This window comes from Pseudomonas californiensis, from assembly GCF_021147775.1.
GTDB lineage: Bacteria > Pseudomonadota > Gammaproteobacteria > Pseudomonadales > Pseudomonadaceae > Aquipseudomonas > Aquipseudomonas californiensis.
This window is the reverse complement of record NZ_JAGTPK010000014.1, coordinates 134,451-150,830: the sequence shown is the minus strand read 5'-3', so window position 1 is coordinate 150,830 and position 16,380 is coordinate 134,451. Positions and strand designations below refer to the sequence as shown.

Genomic DNA, 16,380 nt, shown 5'->3' with positions numbered 1-16,380 from the left:
CAGGCGCTCAGTTCGCAAAGTCGTCACGCTGCGCGTCGGTCAGGGCAGCGGCTGCGCTGCTGTCGGTCATCTTCAGGACTGTGCTGTCGCCCTGGGTCTCCAGCAGCTCTATCTGCTGGACGAGTTCGCCGCCATTGATATTGATCTGTTTGAACACCTGTTGCAGCAACAGCGAGCGCGGCGTGAGTTGCAGTTGCCAGGCGTTGGCGTTGCCGGTGAGCTGCAAATCGAAGTCACGTTGCAGACCGCTGCTGTCACCTTGCAATACGGCCAGGAACAGGCGGTTCTGCTCCGCCCCGGCGTTCTTGCTCTGCACCGGCTTCCAGCTGCTGGTGCCACCTGCAGTTTCGCGGCGCGCAATACCGGTTGCCGAGATGCGATAGTCCTGTTTGAGCGGGGTTTCCAGCAACCAGAGCAGCCCCAACTCCTTGGCCAGCACGAAGCGGCCCTTGCTCAGCAAGGGTTGGGGAAGTGCCCGCAGGTGCTTCTCCTGAACGAAACGGCCCTGAACCACGGCAGGCTTCGCCAATTGATCGCTCAGTTGTTGCAGATCGAAGGCGTGTGCAAATGACGACAGGCAGAGCAGCCCGAACAGGCAAAACGTATGCAAAGGACGGTTCATGGCAGGACTCTCTCTACGGCATCAATGAACACCCTGGGCGAGGCGAGCTGCATTTCACGGCTCTGGCTGTCGACTGCCACTTGAACCGTACTGGCGCGGGTCAGGCGTTCGCCGGTGGTTGCATCGGTAATCAGGTAATTGATCTTCAAGCGGTTCTCCCACTCGACCAGACTGGCGCGCACGTTCAGTTTCTGCCCGAACACGGCGCTGCGCACGTAGCGCAATTGCACGTCGATGACTGGCCAACCATAACCGGATTCGAGCATCTGCATGTAGTTATGGCCGATGTGGTCGAGCAGCGCGCAGCGCGCCACCTCCAGGTATTTGACGTAATGCCCGTGCCAGACGATGTTCATCATGTCGACGTCAAAGAACGGCACTGTGATTTCAGTGTCGACGTGCAGGAAACCCTTACTGCGCATGCAACCTCCAGTGACGGTTGGCGATGTGTTTCAGGCACAGGCGCAATTCGGCCTCCAGCGCCCGATCCTCGATGACAGGTGCAAAGTCCTCGCCCAACTGAGCGTGCATGGCCGCCAGCGCGGGCGGCAGGGGGCGTGCATCAGCAGCCTTGCAGCGCAGCCAGACGCCTTGATTGGCGGCGATCAGCGTGGCGGCAGCGACTTGCTCGGTCAGTTCCAGCACGCGAATGGCGTCACGTGCGGCGATGGTGCCCATGCTGACCTTGTCCTGATTGTGGCACTCGGTCGAGCGCGAGAACACGCTGGCAGGCATGGTGTTTTTAAGGGCTTCGGCCGTCCAGGCGCTGGCGCCGATCTGGACGGCCTTGAAACCGTGATTGAGCATTGCCCGCTCGGCGCTCGCACCGGACAGGTTGCTGGGCAGACCATGGTTGTAGCGCTCGTCCACCAGCAGTGCCAGTTGCCGGTCGAGCAGGTCCGCTACGTTGGCCACCAGAGTTTTCAGGCTGTCCATGGCGAACGCGATATGCCCACCATAGAAATGTCCGCCATGCAGCACGCGCTCGGCGTCGGCATCAATGATCGGGTTGTCATTGGCGCTGTTGAGTTCGATCTCGATGAACGAGCGCAACCAGTTCAGGCTGTCGGCCAGTACGCCCAGCACATGAGGCGCACAGCGCAGCGAATAACGGTCCTGCAAGCGATGCAGCGGTGCGGTGGGAGCGTCGATGGCGAGGTCCTGACGCAGCCATGCGGCCACCTGCGTCTGACCCGGATGCGGTTTGGCCGCAAACAGGCGCTCATCGAAGTGTTCGGGATTGCCTTGCAGTGCCACGACGTTCATTGCCGTGATGCGGGTGGCCAGTTGCAGCAGGTAGTCGGCACGGGCGAACGCGAGGCAGGCCAGACCGGTCATGACTGCGGTGCCGTTCATCAGCGCCAATGCTTCCTTGGGTCGTAGCACCAGCGGCGTCCAGCCGAGTTCGCGATGCACATCGCTGGCAGCGCGGCGTTCGCCAGCGAACATGACTTCGCGCTCACCCGACAGGGTCGCAGCCACGTACGACAATGGCGTCAGATCGCCGCTGGCCCCCACCGAGCCTTCTTCCGGGATCAGCGGCAGAACGTCCCGGTCGATGAAGGCTTGCAGGCGTTCGAGCAATTCGACCCGCACGCCGGAAACGCCCTGACACAGCGACTGCAAGCGCGCAGCCAGCACCGCACGCGTCGCCTGCGCGTCCAGCATCTTGCCCAGGCCACAGCCGTGAAAGGTGTACAAGTGGCGCGGCAACGCTTCAACGTGTTCCAGCGGCACGGCAACCACGCACGAATCGCCATAGCCGGTGGTCACGCCGTAGATCACGCCTTCCTTGTCCAGCAACGAATCCAGAAACCGGGCGCCCCTGGCGATGCGCTCGCGAAAGACACTGTCGTCCTGCAGTACGGTCGGCACCTGGCGGTTGGCCAGGGCCAGCACGTCTTCGATACGCAGCGCACGTTCACCGAACGTGATGGTGTCAGGAGCTTGATTCGTCATCGGATTTCCAGAATGGATAGAAATTGAACCACTGCTGCGGTGCTTCCAGGCAATAGTGGCCAAGGCGTTCGGCGTAACGCCCGGCCCAGTGCGCGATGACCTGGGCGCGGTCGCTGCGACGCCATTCGATGGCATCGGCGAAAGGTTCGAGAATGACCCGGTAACCCTTCGGTCCCTTGAGGCAAAAGAACAGATTGACGGGGCATTTGAGCAGCCCGGCCAACAACCATGGGCCTTGCGGGAATACGGCCGGATGGCCCAGGAAATCGACCCGCACGTTACGTCCGCCATGCAGTGCCACGCGGTCACCGGCTATGGCCAGCCACTCGCCTTCGTCCAGGCGCTGGCTCAGTTGCAGCATGATCGCGGGGTCCAGTTCACTGACCTGCACCAGGCGCAGATTGGTTGCCCCGGCTTCGCCCAGCAGACGATTGAAACGTTCGGCATGCTTGGTGTGTACCAGCACGTTCATGGTGACCTTTTCGCCCAGTTCTGCGAGGGCGCGGCACACTTCAAGGTTGCCCAGGTGGGCGCCGACCAGCAACTGGCCACGCTCGCCGCGCAGATTTTTACGCAAGTGCGACGGGTCGACGATCTGGATCTGATCGATGCCCAGCCTGCCGTTCCACACGTCCAGCTTGTCGAGCAGCGCTTCGGCAAACGCCATGAACTGCCCGAACACCCGCCACTGGCTCGGCCTTAGTTCAGGCCTGGCTCCCCATTGGGCGAGTCGTTGCTGGTATTCCCGGACGCTGCGTCGTGCGCGACGTCCGAACAGGAAGAAGTACAGCACGATGCCGTACAGGATCGGGCTGAGCAGGCGGCGGCCCAACAGCTTGACGCCCCAGGCCATGAGCTTCATCAGCACAAAGCTGCCGCGCTCCTTGTGATCGGCCCAATGCTGACGGGATGGTTTTTCGCCACTCATGTGCGCCACCGTCGCCACAGGATGGCAGGCAGGCGAATCAGCATGCCGAAGAACAGCGTGGCGTGCATTTTCGAGATAAGGGCGTTGTCATGGAACAGGCGGAAGTGCGACAAGCCGTCCTGCGGATAATGAACACGGACCGGCAGCCAGCGCATGGCCTGCCGGCGCCACGACAGGCGCACGAGGATTTCCGAGTCGAAGTCCATGCGCTTGCCGATCTGTACGCTGTCGATCAGCTTCAGTACCGGTGCCAGCGGATACACCCTGAAACCGCACATCGAGTCGCGGATCTGCAATGACAGGCTGTTGATCCAGACCCATACATGCGTCAGGTAGCGCGCATACAGGCGACCTTTCGGCACGCTTTCGTCGTATTGGGGATAGCCGCAGATCAGCGCATCGGGATGCTGGCGGGAATGCTCCAGAAACAGCGCAATACCGGTCAGGTCGTGCTGACCATCGGCATCGACTTGCAGCGCGTGGCTGAAACCCAGCCGTGCTGCTTCCCTGAACCCGGTCATGACCGCGCCGCCCTTGCCCTGATTGACGGGCAGGCGCACGAGGTAGATGTGCTCGCCTTGTGCCAATTTCTCTAACACCGCTGCGCAGGCCGGGCTGCTGGCGTCATCCACCAGCACGCAGGGTAGCCCGGCATCCCGCAAGGCCCTGACCACGTCAGGCACGGCCAGCTCGTGATCAAACACCGGAATGATTGCGCAAGGGTTATGCATGTCCGCCCCCCAGTACGATGCGGCCGCTGGAACATGGCGCAGCGTCGCTGTTATGGAACGCGAAATGCAGTTTTGAGCGCGGGGCATCAAAGCGCAACGTCAGCTTGAGCTGGTCGCCGGGGCGCACCAGTTGCTGGAACTTGAGCACCTCCATGCCGGCAAAATCGGGCGGCAGGTCAAGCAGGCGCTGGCCCAGTTTCATGGCCCAGTCGACCTGAACCACACCGGGCAATACCGGTGCCTTGGGGAAGTGGCCGCTGAAACAGGCCAGGTCCGGCGGTACCGTCAGGGTCAGGTGCAGCTCGGTATCGACAGCCTGTTGATCAATAATCTCTGGCAACCTGGGTCGCTCGGCGATCAGCAATGCCTGAACTTGCGCCTGTGGCAACTTGCCTTGGGCGTTGAGCGGCATCTGGGTCAACAGGCGCCAGCGGCGCGGCAGGGCGATGGTTTCACAGTGCGGCCGCAGGTGTTGACGCAGGCCTTCGGTCAAAGCCCGACGGCCGTGCGTACGCAGGGCCAGCAGACCGCTGTCGCTCAGCACTACCAGCGCGCCGAGGAAGGCACGGTTTTCCTGAACCATGCCCAGACGCGTCTCGCGAACCCAGTCATGGGCGGTGAGCGCCTTTTCCAATAGCGGCAGGGATACGCGCTTCTCTTCAAGTTTGACGATGCGGTCAAGTCTGCCCAGCAGCTCGAAACGCCCGTCGAGATCAATGCGTGCGGCGTCCGCCGTGTGCTCGATATGGCCCTGCGGCATGTAAGCCGAGCTGATGCGCAGGGCGCCGTCTTCGTCCTGGCTCAGTTCCACGCTGTCGAAGGGCTGCCAGCGCTGCTCACCTTGACGCCAGGCGATACCACCGGTTTCGGAACTGCCGAAAATTTCTGTCGGCCATTGCCCCAGACGCTGATGCAGGCTGTGTGCAGCATCGGGTGGTAGCGCTCCACCGGAGGAAAATACCCGGCGCACGGCACTCAGGTGCGGCCAGTCAAGGTTGTCACCCATACGCTTGAGCAAGGCCGGGCTGGCAACCCAGGCAAATGCAGGATGCTCGCGGCTGGCGCGCTGCACGTCTTCGGAAAACGGCAACGTCAGTCGGACAAACTGCCGCGCCGAGCACAAAGGCCATAACAAACGGAACAACAGTCCGTAGATGTGTTGAGTCGCCACGCTGCCGACCATGCAGGCTGCGCCCAGGTCCGCGCCCCAGAGTCGCTCCAGTGCGGTGACTTCATTGGCCAGATGGCGCAGGCGTTTTTCAATCAGTTTGGGCTCGCCGCTAGAGCCGGAGGTGCACAGGCTCAGGCGGCATTCGTCCACATCGAGTGCCGCGGGCGCAAGTGGCGCAGCCAGCAGGTCGTGTAGATGCACATCGCCCGGCTGGTCGGTGAGCCAGATGTCCACTTGACTGCCCCAGCGTTCGCGGGTCTGCCCTTGCAGGTCTGCAGGCAGCAATACGCTGACGCCGGCACGCCACGCGCCGAACAGGGCAATGGCCAGTTCGGCGGCGTCCTCCAGGTGTAAGGCCATTTGCTTGACGCCACGCGTCTGTAAACCGGCCGCTGCACTCAGGGCCTGCTCGCGAAACTGTGCGTGCGTCAGCGCGGGGGTCTGGGTCAGCAGTCGCTCCGGATGGGCATCGAGCAGCAGGTGTTCAAGGTTCAGCCAGTTCATGCTATCCATTTCAGGTACGGCCCATGACGCGCAGGCGGACGATCAGTTCGACTGCGAACAGCAGCCCCATCAGTGCGTACGAAACAAGGCCGGTGTACAGCGTCCACCAGGACAACGGCGCCCAAAGTGTCAGAGCCGCCGCTGCAAAACCGTTGCCGAGAAAGAACACGCACCAGACCTGCGTCACTCGGCGGGTGTAACGGATGCCGGACTCAGACAGATCGGGTCGATTGATCCGGGCCATTCGCTCCACAATGGGCGGGCCGTAGATCAGGCTTGAACCAAACAGCCCCAGCATGAACGTGCTGACCAACACCGGGTACCAGCGCAGCATCAGATGGCTGTCGAGCACACCAAGCACCAAGCAAAACGCGAGCGCCACGAGGGCCATCGCCAGACTGCCGGGTTTGCGCTCGCCGGTCAGGATACGGGCCAGCCACAGGCTTCCCAGTAACAGGGCGAATTGCCAGGGCGCGAAATGTTCGGTCCCCCAATAGACGGCAAATGGATAAAGCACACCGGCCAGCAGCAGGATCAGGCCAATCAGCCGTTTCATTCGGCTGCGTTGACCAGTCGGTAGACGGCCTCGACGACATCATTGACGGTTCTTACCGACTTGAACTCTTCCGCAGCGATTTTTTTACCGGTCTTGCGTTTGATGTGGTCGATCAGGTCCACGGCATCAATGCTGTCGATTTCAAGGTCCTGATAGAGGTTGGCATCAAGCGTCACTCGTTCGGGTTCCAGTTCGAACAACTCCACCATGGCAGCTCGCAGGATTTCGAAGATGTCTTCACGGGTTTGCATGTTCAATCCTCAAACCGACTGTCTGGCGCTGACGAAAGCCGCAAGGCTGTCCACGCTGGCAAAATGATTGCGGGTGTCCTTGGCATCGGCGTCGATCTTGATGCCGTAGCGCTTCTGGATGGCAAGACCAAGCTCCAGGGCGTCGACCGAGTCCAGCCCGAGGCCTTCCCCGAACAGTGTCTGATCGTTGCCGATATCGTCGGGTGTGATGTCTTCGAGGCCCAGGGCATCGATGATCAGCAGTTTAATGTCCTGGTGCAGATCGCTCATCTGTGGCGAGCTCCTTGGTGAAATAGTCATGCAGGTAATCGTTGAGCTTGCGGGACGCCACCGGCGGTGGGCCCAGCGCACTGAAGGCGTTGGGATCTATATCGGCACCGACACGCAGACTGAAGTGCACGCGGCGTTGCGGAATGCGGTACCAGGGCTCGGCCTTGGTCAGGGTCGTAGGGCAGACCTTGATGGTGACCGGCGTTATCATGCTCGCGCCGCGCAGGGCAATGGCCGCAGCCCCCCTGTGGAAGGCTGGCGGTTGACCAGGCTGGGTACGGGTGCCTTCCGGGAAAATGATAAGGGTCTGACCGGTTTTCAGGCGATCTACGGCAGCGTCGAGCATGTCCATGCTGCCGTCGTTACTGATGTAGCCCGTGGAGCGCACCGGACCCCGCGTGAACGGGTTTTCCCACAGGCTGCGCTTGACGACACAATTGGCGTCACGCACCAGGCCGATCAGAAACACCACGTCGATCAGGGACGGATGGTTGGCAATGATCATCTGGCCCGGACGGCCGAGTCTTTCAGTGCCTTGAACCTCGTAGGTCAGCACGCCCATGCGCGCCATGATCCGGATAAACAGCCAGAACAGGCGGCTGATGGTCCGGCGGGCTCGACGTTGGTGGCTGGCGGCATTACCTGGCAGGCAGCTCAGGACTGGAAAAACGAACAATCGCAGGCAAAGGCCGCTGACCCCGAAAAGGGCAAAACTCAGACCGGTTGCCAGCAGGCGCCAATAATAGGCATCCCGGCCTTTTTTCACGGGTTGCGTTGCCAGGTCCATAGTCGGTTGTTCCAGGGGTGTAGACAGGTGGACTGGTGAGTGTTCAGAGCGTGTAGCAGGTTCAGCGCGTGAGGCCATTGCGTACGAGCGGCACCTCGCGTGTCGCTGTCCAGCGACAGCTGCCAATCGCTGCCAGATGTCAGCAGCAACCCGACGGCATACGGAAAAGGAACATCATCGATCCACTTGGCATAGGCCTGCGGTGGCTGCTCTTCGGTCACTACCAGCAACACGGCCGGGGCGCCTTCGGCCAACAGCGCAGCGGCTTCGAATGCGCCGTATTCCAGGCCGTCGCCTGCCGCCGCCAGTGCCGTCATTTCGCTGGTTTCACCGCGCAGGATCGACCAGAGACCAATCACCGCATTGTGCACGGAAAGGCTGAACTGGGTGGGGGAGAGCGGCTCGTCGGCCGCCAGATCGCGCAGGATTTCAAAGGTACGCGGGGTTTCGCCATGGCGCGATACGAACACCAGTGGTACGCGCTCCAGCCCTTCAGTCAAAGGCCAGCCGACGGCAACCGCCATTCGCGCCATACGGCCCAGCCGCCTGCGTTGCATCGCCGGAAGAAACGACACATCTGGCGCTTCGTCACTGACGGGCAGAAGCGTGGGATTTTGGCTCCATTGCTGCCAGTCGTCCGCGCTCGCCAAGCCTGGAGCCCAAGCGCGCCATTGTGCAATGTTGAAGGTGATCAATACGTCTCTTCCCGCCCCTGCGGGCTTGTTTCGCGCTACATCGATATCAGGACGATATCAGCCTGGGTGCGGTAATTTGACCGAATGCGCGCATTATCCTGATGGGCGTCATTACTGGCAACTTTGTTACTTATAAACTGTTACAAATGGCTTATATGCACATAAAAGACAGCGCTGTCCGTGAAAGCGCCCTGCACGATGTCTGTTACGGCGGCGGGTATGGGCTCTGGAAACGCTGTTTTTGCGATAAGCTCGCTGTTGTCATATGCATTGCCTAGACTCGACCTCGCACAGCCGGTATCGGCCAGTTATGGTGTTTCTTCATCTTCAAAGGAATTCAAAGCATGCGTCGCGTGGTATTCAATCAAAAGGGTGGCGTCGGTAAATCGAGCATTGCGTGCAACCTGGCCGCAGTCAGCGCCAACGAAGGCTACCGGACCCTGTTGATCGATCTTGATGCCCAGGCCAATTCGACCCAATACCTCACTGGTCTTACCGGTGATGATATTCCGATGGGCATTGCCGAATTCTTCAAGCAAACGCTTTCGTCGGCGCCTTTCGGCAAGAAAAATCATGTCGATATCTACGAAACTCCTTTCGATAACCTGCATGTGGTGACCGCCACTGCCGAACTTGCCGACCTGCAGCCCAAACTTGAGGCCAAGCACAAGATCAACAAGCTTCGTAAACTTCTCGACGAACTGAGCGAGGACTACGAGCGTATTTATCTGGATACGCCACCGGCGCTTAACTTCTATGCGGTTTCCGCGCTGATTGCAGCGGATCGTGTGCTTATTCCCTTTGACTGCGACAGCTTTTCGCGACAGGCCCTGTACGGGCTGCTGCGTGAAATAGACGAGCTCAAGGAAGATCACAACGAAGATCTGCAGGTAGAAGGCATTATCGTCAATCAGTTTCAGCCTAGGGCGAGCCTGCCCCAGCAGATGCTGGACGAGCTGATTGCCGAGGGCTTGCCAGTGCTGCCGGTTTATCTCAACGCATCGGTGAAAATGCGCGAGTCCCATCAGGCCAACCTGCCGCTGGTGCACCTTGATCCGCGGCACAAACTGACCCAGCAGTTTGTGGACCTGCATCACCTGCTGGAAACCAACGCTCACGCTGATCTGGCATAAAGCCGCTCGGCCACCCATCACCAGGTGCCTCAGGCGGTGGGTGAAAGCGGTCGGAGTACGGGGGAGTTGAACGTACCGTCCTTGAGCGAACGGGTCAGGTATTCAGCATGCAGCCTTGCGGTTCTGGCCATTTCTTCGGGAATGGCGATGGCGGCCTCCATGTCTGCCTTGAAATATTCCTGTGACGCCGTCAGCCGGTTGCTGCCGGGTTTGCAGCCGCATTGCACTTGATGTCCGTGAGTGGCGACCGCCACCAGGTCATCGATGTAGGTCGGGTTGCCTTCGGCGATGAAACCGACGCTCTTGCAGGCTGGACACCACACTGGATCACCCATGCGGGCCACCCGGCGCAGATCAATGACTTCGCTCGCTGAAGCGATCAGTACGAGACCGCCACTGGTGGTTGGATCGCCTTCCCTGACTATGAATGGCATATCGCTGACTCCTCAAGGGTTCTGGAAAACCCGAATCCTAGGTGTAAATGCGCTGTTCGGGTGCGGCGAAAACCAGTTAAGGACAGGTCCTACGCGAAAATCAGCCGGGTGTTGCGAAGATGTTTCAGCCACGTTCATTACTCCAGCCGTAACGATTACTCGCGGTGCTTGATTGATGCTCTGCACCTATCGCTCCTAAGGTGGGCCACGACAGCGAAATCGTGGAGCGATCATGACAACAACAACTTCCCCCGACGCGCGCTGGACGCGTCGTCGCAGCGAAAAGCAGCGGCGGCTCGAACAGGTGCGGGCCTTGGCCGATGGCGTGGTGTTGCCGACCGACAAAATTGTCGCGGCGCTTGAGGCCTTGCTGGTTTCCGGTGACCGTGTGGTCCTGGAAGGCAACAACCAGAAGCAGGCAGACTTTCTGTCCCGCGCGCTGGCCAAGGTGGACCCGGGCAAGGTGCATGACTTGCACATGATCATGCCGAGCGTCGGCCGCTCAGAGCATCTGGACCTGTTCGAGCAAGGCATCGCTCGCAAGCTCGATTTCTCGTTTGCCGGTACCCAAAGCCTGCGCATCAGCCAGCTGCTGGAAGATGGCCTGCTGGAAATTGGCGCCATCCATACCTACATCGAGTTGTACTCGCGGCTGGTAGTGGACCTGATCCCGAATGTGGTGCTGGCCGCAGGCTTCATGGCCGACCGGGCAGGCAATATTTACACCGGGCCGAGCACAGAAGACACCCCCGCGCTGATCGAACCTGCCGCATTCAGCGACGGCATTGTTATCGTCCAGGTCAATCAGTTGGTTGACGATGTCAGCGAACTGCCTCGTGTGGACATCCCGGCGTCCTGGGTCGATTTTGTGGTGGTGGCCGACAAACCGTTTTATATCGAGCCGCTGTTCACCCGCGATCCACGTCACATCAAGCCAGTACATGTATTGATGGCGATGATGGCGATCCGCGGGATTTACGAGAAGCACAACGTTCAGTCACTCAACCACGGTATCGGTTTCAACACCGCGGCTATCGAATTGATCCTGCCGACCTACGGCGAGTCGCTGGGTCTGAAAGGCAAGATCTGCCGGAACTGGACGCTCAACCCGCATCCGACCCTGATTCCGGCCATTGAAAGCGGCTGGGTTGAAAGCGTGCACTGCTTCGGCACCGAACTGGGCATGGAGAATTACATTGCGGCCCGTCCCGATGTGTTTTTCACCGGTCGTGACGGTTCATTGCGCTCCAACCGCCAGCTGTGCCAACTGGCCGGACAATACGCGGTGGACCTGTTCATCGGTGCGACCTTGCAGGTCAACGGCGACGGACATTCCTCAACCGTGACCCGCGGGCGTCTGGCAGGGTTTGGCGGCGCGCCAAACATGGGCCACGACCCACGCGGTCGCAGGCATGCCACACCGGCCTGGCTGGACATGCGCCAGCAGACCGAAGACGGCCCGTCTGCCTACCTGGAGCGCGGCAAAAAGCTTGTGGTGCAGATGGTCGAGACATTCCAGGAAGGCGGCAAGCCAACCTTTGTCGAAACCCTCGACGCGGTGGAAGTCGCCCGGAAAAGCGGCATGCCGCTGGCGCCGATCATGATCTACGGCGATGACGTGACTCACCTGCTGACCGAAGAGGGCATTGCCTACCTCTACAAGGCGCGCAGCCTGGAAGAGCGTCAGGCGATGATCGCTGCGGTGGCAGGCGTAACCGTGATCGGTTTGCGCCACGACCCGAAAGACACCGCCCGCATGCGCCGCGAGGGGCTGATTGCCTTGCCGGAAGACTTGGGTATTCGTCGCACCGACGCCAGCCGCGAACTGCTCGCGGCGAAGAGCATCGCCGATCTGGTGCAGTGGTCCGGTGGCTTGTACAGCCCGCCTGCCAAATTCAGGAGCTGGTGATGAGTGCACTGCAACGGATACCTCAAAAGGCCTCGCTGTCTGAGTTGCTGGCTGATCTGGCGGTCGATGCGTTGATTGACGAGGCCGATCTCTCGCCCAAGCCTGCGCTGGTGGACCGGCGCGGCAATGGCGCACACACCGACTTGCACGTCGGGCTGATGCACGCGTCGGCACTGTCGCTTTGGCCAACTTTCAAGCTGATGGCCGAAGCGGCGGGGCAGTACAAGGTTTCAGGCCAGCCATTGCGTGAAACGCTCGGGCGCCTGGGGCGCGAAGGCGAAGCGGCGATGATGCAGACCACCGGTGGCGTCAACACGCATCGCGGTGCGATCTGGGCCCTGGGGCTGCTGGTCACCGCAGCGGCACTGGACGCGAGTGACTGCGCACCTGCTGCTCTGTGCCAGCGTGCTGCCAGCCTTGCGCTTATCGAGGATCGTCACGTCGTCGCGGTGGAAAGCCATGGCCGCGTGGTCGCCCGACGTTATGGCGCAATGGGTGCCAGGGAGCAGGCGCAGCAGGGCTTTCCGGCCGTCATCGGCTGGGCGTTGCCGCAACTGCAGCGCAGTCGTGCTGCGGCCAGCGGCGAGCAGAACGCGCGTCTGGATGCGCTGCTGGCAATCATGACCACGCTGGCGGACACCTGTGTGCTGTACCGAGCGGGTACGGAAGGCCTGCACGCCATGCAGAGCGGTGCGAAACGCGTGCTGGACGCGGGTGGCAGCGCCAGCCTGGCCGGTCGACGTGCGCTGAATGAACTGGATCAGCAACTGCTGGCGCTCAACGCCTCGCCCGGTGGGGCAGCGGACTTGTTGGCCGCCTGCCTGTTTATCGACGGTCTTGAGCGTGCGCTCGGCCGTCTTTCAAGGAGTGCCTGATATGGAAACCCTGTCTTTTGAATTCCCTGCCGGGCAACCGCCAAAAGGCCGTGCGCTGGTGGGTTGTGTCGGTTCGGGCGATCTGGAAGTGCTGCTTGAGCCGGGCCAGCCGGGCAAGCTGTCGATTCAGGTGGTGACATCGGTCAATGGCGCATCACTGCGCTGGAAACACTTGTTCGAGCGGATGTTCGACGGCCAGTCCCCGCCTGCGCTGAGCATCGATATTCATGACTTCGGCGCGACACCGGGCGTGGTGCGCTTGCGTCTGGAGCAAGGCTTTGAGGAGATCGGCCATGACTGATACCGCACGCTTGCTGAGCCAGCACAGCTTCATCGAACTGGGCGCTCGCCAGCGCGCCCGCGCGTTGCTGGATGCGGGCAGCTTTCGCGAATTGCTCGACCCGTTTGACCGAGTGATGTCTCCATGGCTGGCCAGGCAGGGCGTGGTCCCGCAGGCCGATGATGGTGTAGTGATTGCCAAAGGCACGATCGACGGGCTGCCGGTCGTCATAGCTGCCATCGAAGGAGCGTTTCAGGGCGGCAGTATGGGCGAAGTCGGCGGTGCGAAAATGGCCGGTGCGCTGGAGCTGGCGGCCGAAGACAACCGCAACGGCATACCGACCGCCGCGATCCTGTTGCTGGAAACCGGTGGCGTGCGCTTGCAGGAAGCCAATCTGGGGCTGGCGGCGATCGCCGAGATTCACGCCGCGATTGTCGACCTGCGCCAGTATCAGCCAGTGATCGGCGTGGTGGCTGGCAGCGTGGGCTGTTTTGGAGGCATGTCCATCGCGGCAGGCTTGTGCAGCTATCTGCTGGTCACCCAGGAAGCGCGTCTGGGCTTGAACGGTCCGCAGGTGATCGAGCAGGAAGCCGGGATCGAAGAATACGACTCGCGTGATCGTCCGTTCATCTGGAGCCTGACCGGCGGCGAACAGCGCTACGCGTCGGGTCTGGTGGACGGCTTTGCCGCAGACGATCTGGCCGACATCAAACAGCAGGTCAATGGATGGCTCAGGCAGGGCGTGCCTGCCGAGCATCGCAGCGGCCAATACGCGTTGTACCTCGAGCGGCTTGCCAGCCTTGACGCCGAGCCACAAATCGATCCGCACACTGTGCGCACTCTCTACCAAGGAGCCCGACCATGAATCATGGACAGAGGGGGTTGAACTGGTTCAACGCGCTGAGTGCCAATGCAACCGAAGTGTCGGGGCTGCCCGCATCGCTCAAGGTTGCTGATGGTGTGCTGGGTGAGCAGCCGGTGCGCTTTCTCGCAGTGGTGACGGATGCTGACAATCGCTTTGCCCGCGCTCGTCAGGGCGAAGTCGGTCTGTTGGAGGGCTGGGGTCTGGCCAGGGCCGTGGATGAAGTCATTGAACAGGACCGCGATCTGCCGCAAAAACGTGCATTGATTGCAATCGTCGACGTGCCCAGCCAGGCCTATGGTCGTCGTGAAGAAGCGCTTGGTATCCATCAGGCGCTTGCGGGCGCGGTGGACAGCTATGCGCGCGCCCGGCTGGCTGGTCATGCAGTGATTGGTCTGTTGGTTGGCAAGGCCATGTCAGGCGCTTTTCTGGCCCACGGTTATCAAGCCAACCGGCTGATTGCACTGCGTGACCCAGGCGTGATGGTGCACGCAATGGGCAAGGCTTCGGCGGCTCGGGTGACCCAACGCAGCGTCGATGAGCTCGAAAAGTTTGCCGCCAGCATTCCGCCGATGGCGTACGACATCGACAACTACGCCAGCCTCGGCCTGTTGTGGGAAACCCTGTCGGTCAGTCAGATCGAGCAACCAGCCGAGCAGGACCTGGATCAGGTTCGCGAGGTATTGAGCAGTGCGATCAAGGACGTGCAGGCCAGCGGCAGCGACTTGAGCAGCCGCCTTGGTGCAACCCATCGTGCGGCCTCGGCGAACGTACGCCAGTTGTTGCGGGCGCAGTGGTGACCGACCGCTCCCTGGCAGTCTTGCCCCATGACCTGTTGTGGGGCATGCCGCTGTCCGCCTTGCCGGAAGAAGCGCCAGAGTGGGCAGGCGACGCCATCCTGGCCGGGCGTCCTGTCGTGGTACGCAGGCAGCAGGTCGCCGCTGGGCAGGTTGCGGTCGGCTTGCGGGGCCGGGGCCGTGAGCAGCGCTATGCCGCGATCATGGCCTGTGCGGAGATCTACCGACGGGTTTGTCCCGAACACCTGATTGACTATTCGACTGATAACTTTCACGACTGGCCTGCGCTCAAAGCGTTGCGGCAGATTCGCCCCATCATGGATTCGCTGGAGCTGACCTGGGGCATCGCTGGCAGTGCCGGTTTCGAGCTGGCCAGTGGCATCGGCGTGCTGCATCAGCACAGCGATCTCGACCTGATCCTGCGTACTCCGGCCCCGGTGAGTCGCCGATGGGCAGCCGAACTGGTCGAAGCGCTGCAAACATCGCACTGCCGAATCGACGTCCAGCTGCAACTTGCCCACGGCGGTTTGGCCTTGAATGAATGGGCGAGCGCATCGAGCCGAGTGCTGCTCAAGGGTGCCACCGAGGCTCGGCTGGTCAGGGATCCCTGGCAGTTGATCGAGGCCTGCGCATGAGCAGTTTCTGGGTGTTTCCCGGCCAGGGTGCGCAGCAGGCGGGCATGCTGCATCAGTTGCCGGACGAGCCTTGTGTGCGCGACTGTTTGAACGAAGCAGCCGCTGCGCTGGGCGAAGACGTGCTGGCGCTTGACGGCGATCAGGCCCTGAAATCGACCCGTGCCGTTCAGCTTTGCCTGTTGATCGCCGGTGTCGCCAGCGGCCGGTTGTTGCAGGCGCGCGGTTGCACGCCGGATTACGTCGCAGGGCTTTCAATCGGTGCTTATCCGGCGGCGGTAATCGCCCGGTCGCTGAGCTTTGACGATGCAGTGCGGCTGGTGGCCCTGCGAGGTGAACTGATGCAGAGCGCCTATCCCGAAGGCTATGGCATGACCGCCGTTATTGGCCTGGAGCAGTCGAGTGTCGAAGCCATGATCGCTCAGGTCAACAGCGCCGGGACGCCAGTTTATCTCGCCAATATCAACAGCGACAGCCAGTTGGTGGTGGCAGGCAGCACAGAGGCCATGCAGCGGGTCGGGCAGTTGGCCAAAGCAGCTGGAGCTGCAGCGGTCAAGCGTCTGGCGGTAAGCGTGCCTTCACACTGCGCCTTGCTGGAAGCGCCTGCGCAACAACTGGCTGAAGCGTTTTCCCAGGTTCGCATCGAGGCGCCGAAAGTACGTTATCTCAGCGGCAGCACCGCCCGCCCGGTGCTCCACGCCGACAGGCTGCGTGACGATCTGGCATTCAACATGTGCCGCGTCGTCGACTGGCGCAGCACTGTTGAAACCGCCTATGAGCGCGGCGTGCGTCTGCAGATTGAACTGCCACCTGGTGCTGTGCTGACCGGTCTGGCACGCAAGGTGTTTGAACAGGGAACGGCCGTGGCCTTCCAGGCTTCGCGCCTGGACAGTCTGGTCGCCCTGTCGCGAGAGGAGGGCACTCGCACCCTATAAAAGCGCTGTGCAGCTGCTACGAAGGACAAAAACAACAACTTCAGCAATG

General features: G+C 61.3%; 20 protein-coding genes. 8 read left to right on the top strand and 12 right to left on the bottom strand.

What is annotated here, in order from left to right; translation table 11 throughout:
• Positions 1-7 precede the first annotated feature (7 nt).
• From KDX37_RS15905 to KDX37_RS15855, 11 genes are read right to left on the bottom strand one after another with little or no spacing between them, the layout of a single operon-like run.
• Complete coding sequence (locus tag KDX37_RS15905) at positions 8-622, bottom strand: outer membrane lipoprotein carrier protein LolA (protein WP_231653637.1); 615 nt, start codon at positions 620-622, stop codon at positions 8-10.
• Complete coding sequence (locus KDX37_RS15900) at positions 619-1,044, bottom strand: acyl-CoA thioesterase (protein ID WP_231653636.1); 426 nt, start codon at positions 1,042-1,044, stop codon at positions 619-621. The genes KDX37_RS15905 and KDX37_RS15900 overlap by 4 nt, the downstream gene beginning before the upstream one ends.
• The gene (locus KDX37_RS15895; RefSeq protein WP_231653635.1) at positions 1,034-2,581 is read right to left on the bottom strand and encodes an HAL/PAL/TAL family ammonia-lyase; all 1,548 of its coding nucleotides are present in this window, start codon (positions 2,579-2,581) and stop codon (positions 1,034-1,036) included. The genes KDX37_RS15900 and KDX37_RS15895 overlap by 11 nt, the downstream gene beginning before the upstream one ends.
• Positions 2,562-3,509, bottom strand: coding sequence for an LpxL/LpxP family acyltransferase (locus KDX37_RS15890; RefSeq protein WP_231653634.1), 948 nt, complete (start codon positions 3,507-3,509; stop codon positions 2,562-2,564). The genes KDX37_RS15895 and KDX37_RS15890 overlap by 20 nt, the downstream gene beginning before the upstream one ends.
• The gene (locus KDX37_RS15885; protein ID WP_231653633.1) at positions 3,506-4,240 is read right to left on the bottom strand and encodes a glycosyltransferase family 2 protein; all 735 of its coding nucleotides are present in this window, start codon (positions 4,238-4,240) and stop codon (positions 3,506-3,508) included. Before KDX37_RS15885 ends, KDX37_RS15890 begins: the two co-directional genes overlap by 4 nt.
• Entirely contained in the window at positions 4,233-5,915 is a 1,683-nt protein-coding gene (locus tag KDX37_RS15880; protein WP_231653632.1) for an acyl-CoA synthetase family protein, read from the bottom strand. Before KDX37_RS15880 ends, KDX37_RS15885 begins: the two co-directional genes overlap by 8 nt.
• Positions 5,916-5,925: 10 nt before the next feature.
• The gene (locus tag KDX37_RS15875) at positions 5,926-6,471 is read right to left on the bottom strand and encodes a COG4648 family protein (RefSeq protein WP_231653631.1); all 546 of its coding nucleotides are present in this window, start codon (positions 6,469-6,471) and stop codon (positions 5,926-5,928) included.
• The gene (locus KDX37_RS15870) at positions 6,468-6,722 is read right to left on the bottom strand and encodes an acyl carrier protein (protein ID WP_122218644.1); all 255 of its coding nucleotides are present in this window, start codon (positions 6,720-6,722) and stop codon (positions 6,468-6,470) included. The genes KDX37_RS15875 and KDX37_RS15870 overlap by 4 nt, the downstream gene beginning before the upstream one ends.
• A 9-nt stretch (positions 6,723-6,731) precedes the next feature.
• The gene (locus KDX37_RS15865; RefSeq protein ID WP_231653630.1) at positions 6,732-6,992 is read right to left on the bottom strand and encodes a phosphopantetheine-binding protein; all 261 of its coding nucleotides are present in this window, start codon (positions 6,990-6,992) and stop codon (positions 6,732-6,734) included.
• A complete protein-coding gene (locus KDX37_RS15860; RefSeq protein ID WP_231653629.1) occupies positions 6,967-7,779 on the bottom strand; it encodes a lysophospholipid acyltransferase family protein in 813 nt (270 codons plus the stop codon). Before KDX37_RS15860 ends, KDX37_RS15865 begins: the two co-directional genes overlap by 26 nt.
• Positions 7,755-8,474 (bottom strand): beta-ketoacyl synthase chain length factor, encoded by a 720-nt coding sequence (locus tag KDX37_RS15855; RefSeq protein ID WP_231653628.1) that lies wholly within the window; start codon positions 8,472-8,474, stop codon positions 7,755-7,757. Before KDX37_RS15855 ends, KDX37_RS15860 begins: the two co-directional genes overlap by 25 nt.
• Positions 8,475-8,818: 344 nt before the next feature.
• On the opposite strand from KDX37_RS15855, the gene KDX37_RS15850 reads away from it, so the two are divergent.
• Complete coding sequence (locus tag KDX37_RS15850; RefSeq protein ID WP_231653627.1) at positions 8,819-9,607, top strand: ParA family protein; 789 nt, start codon at positions 8,819-8,821, stop codon at positions 9,605-9,607.
• Between the two features lie 29 nt (positions 9,608-9,636).
• Here KDX37_RS15850 and KDX37_RS15845 read toward each other — a convergent pair whose 3' ends face one another.
• Positions 9,637-10,041, bottom strand: coding sequence for a PAAR domain-containing protein (locus KDX37_RS15845; protein ID WP_231653626.1), 405 nt, complete (start codon positions 10,039-10,041; stop codon positions 9,637-9,639).
• Between the two features lie 232 nt (positions 10,042-10,273).
• On the opposite strand from KDX37_RS15845, the gene mdcA reads away from it, so the two are divergent.
• Genes mdcA through mdcH form a run of 7 tightly spaced genes read left to right on the top strand, consistent with a single transcriptional unit; the run spans position 10,274 to position 16,331 of the window.
• Entirely contained in the window at positions 10,274-11,950 is a 1,677-nt protein-coding gene (mdcA, locus tag KDX37_RS15840; RefSeq protein WP_231653625.1) for a malonate decarboxylase subunit alpha, read from the top strand.
• A complete protein-coding gene (locus KDX37_RS15835) occupies positions 11,950-12,825 on the top strand; it encodes a triphosphoribosyl-dephospho-CoA synthase (protein ID WP_231653624.1) in 876 nt (291 codons plus the stop codon). Before mdcA ends, KDX37_RS15835 begins: the two co-directional genes overlap by 1 nt.
• Position 12,826: 1 nt before the next feature.
• Positions 12,827-13,126 (top strand): malonate decarboxylase subunit delta, encoded by a 300-nt coding sequence (locus tag KDX37_RS15830; protein ID WP_231653623.1) that lies wholly within the window; start codon positions 12,827-12,829, stop codon positions 13,124-13,126.
• Complete coding sequence (locus tag KDX37_RS15825) at positions 13,119-13,970, top strand: biotin-independent malonate decarboxylase subunit beta (RefSeq protein ID WP_231653622.1); 852 nt, start codon at positions 13,119-13,121, stop codon at positions 13,968-13,970. The genes KDX37_RS15830 and KDX37_RS15825 overlap by 8 nt, the downstream gene beginning before the upstream one ends.
• Positions 13,967-14,767, top strand: coding sequence for a biotin-independent malonate decarboxylase subunit gamma (gene mdcE, locus KDX37_RS15820; protein ID WP_231653621.1), 801 nt, complete (start codon positions 13,967-13,969; stop codon positions 14,765-14,767). The genes KDX37_RS15825 and mdcE overlap by 4 nt, the downstream gene beginning before the upstream one ends.
• A complete protein-coding gene (locus KDX37_RS15815; RefSeq protein WP_406642445.1) occupies positions 14,764-15,399 on the top strand; it encodes a malonate decarboxylase holo-ACP synthase in 636 nt (211 codons plus the stop codon). The genes mdcE and KDX37_RS15815 overlap by 4 nt, the downstream gene beginning before the upstream one ends.
• A complete protein-coding gene (mdcH, locus tag KDX37_RS15810; RefSeq protein ID WP_231653619.1) occupies positions 15,396-16,331 on the top strand; it encodes a malonate decarboxylase subunit epsilon in 936 nt (311 codons plus the stop codon). Before KDX37_RS15815 ends, mdcH begins: the two co-directional genes overlap by 4 nt.
• Positions 16,332-16,380 lie beyond the last annotated feature (49 nt).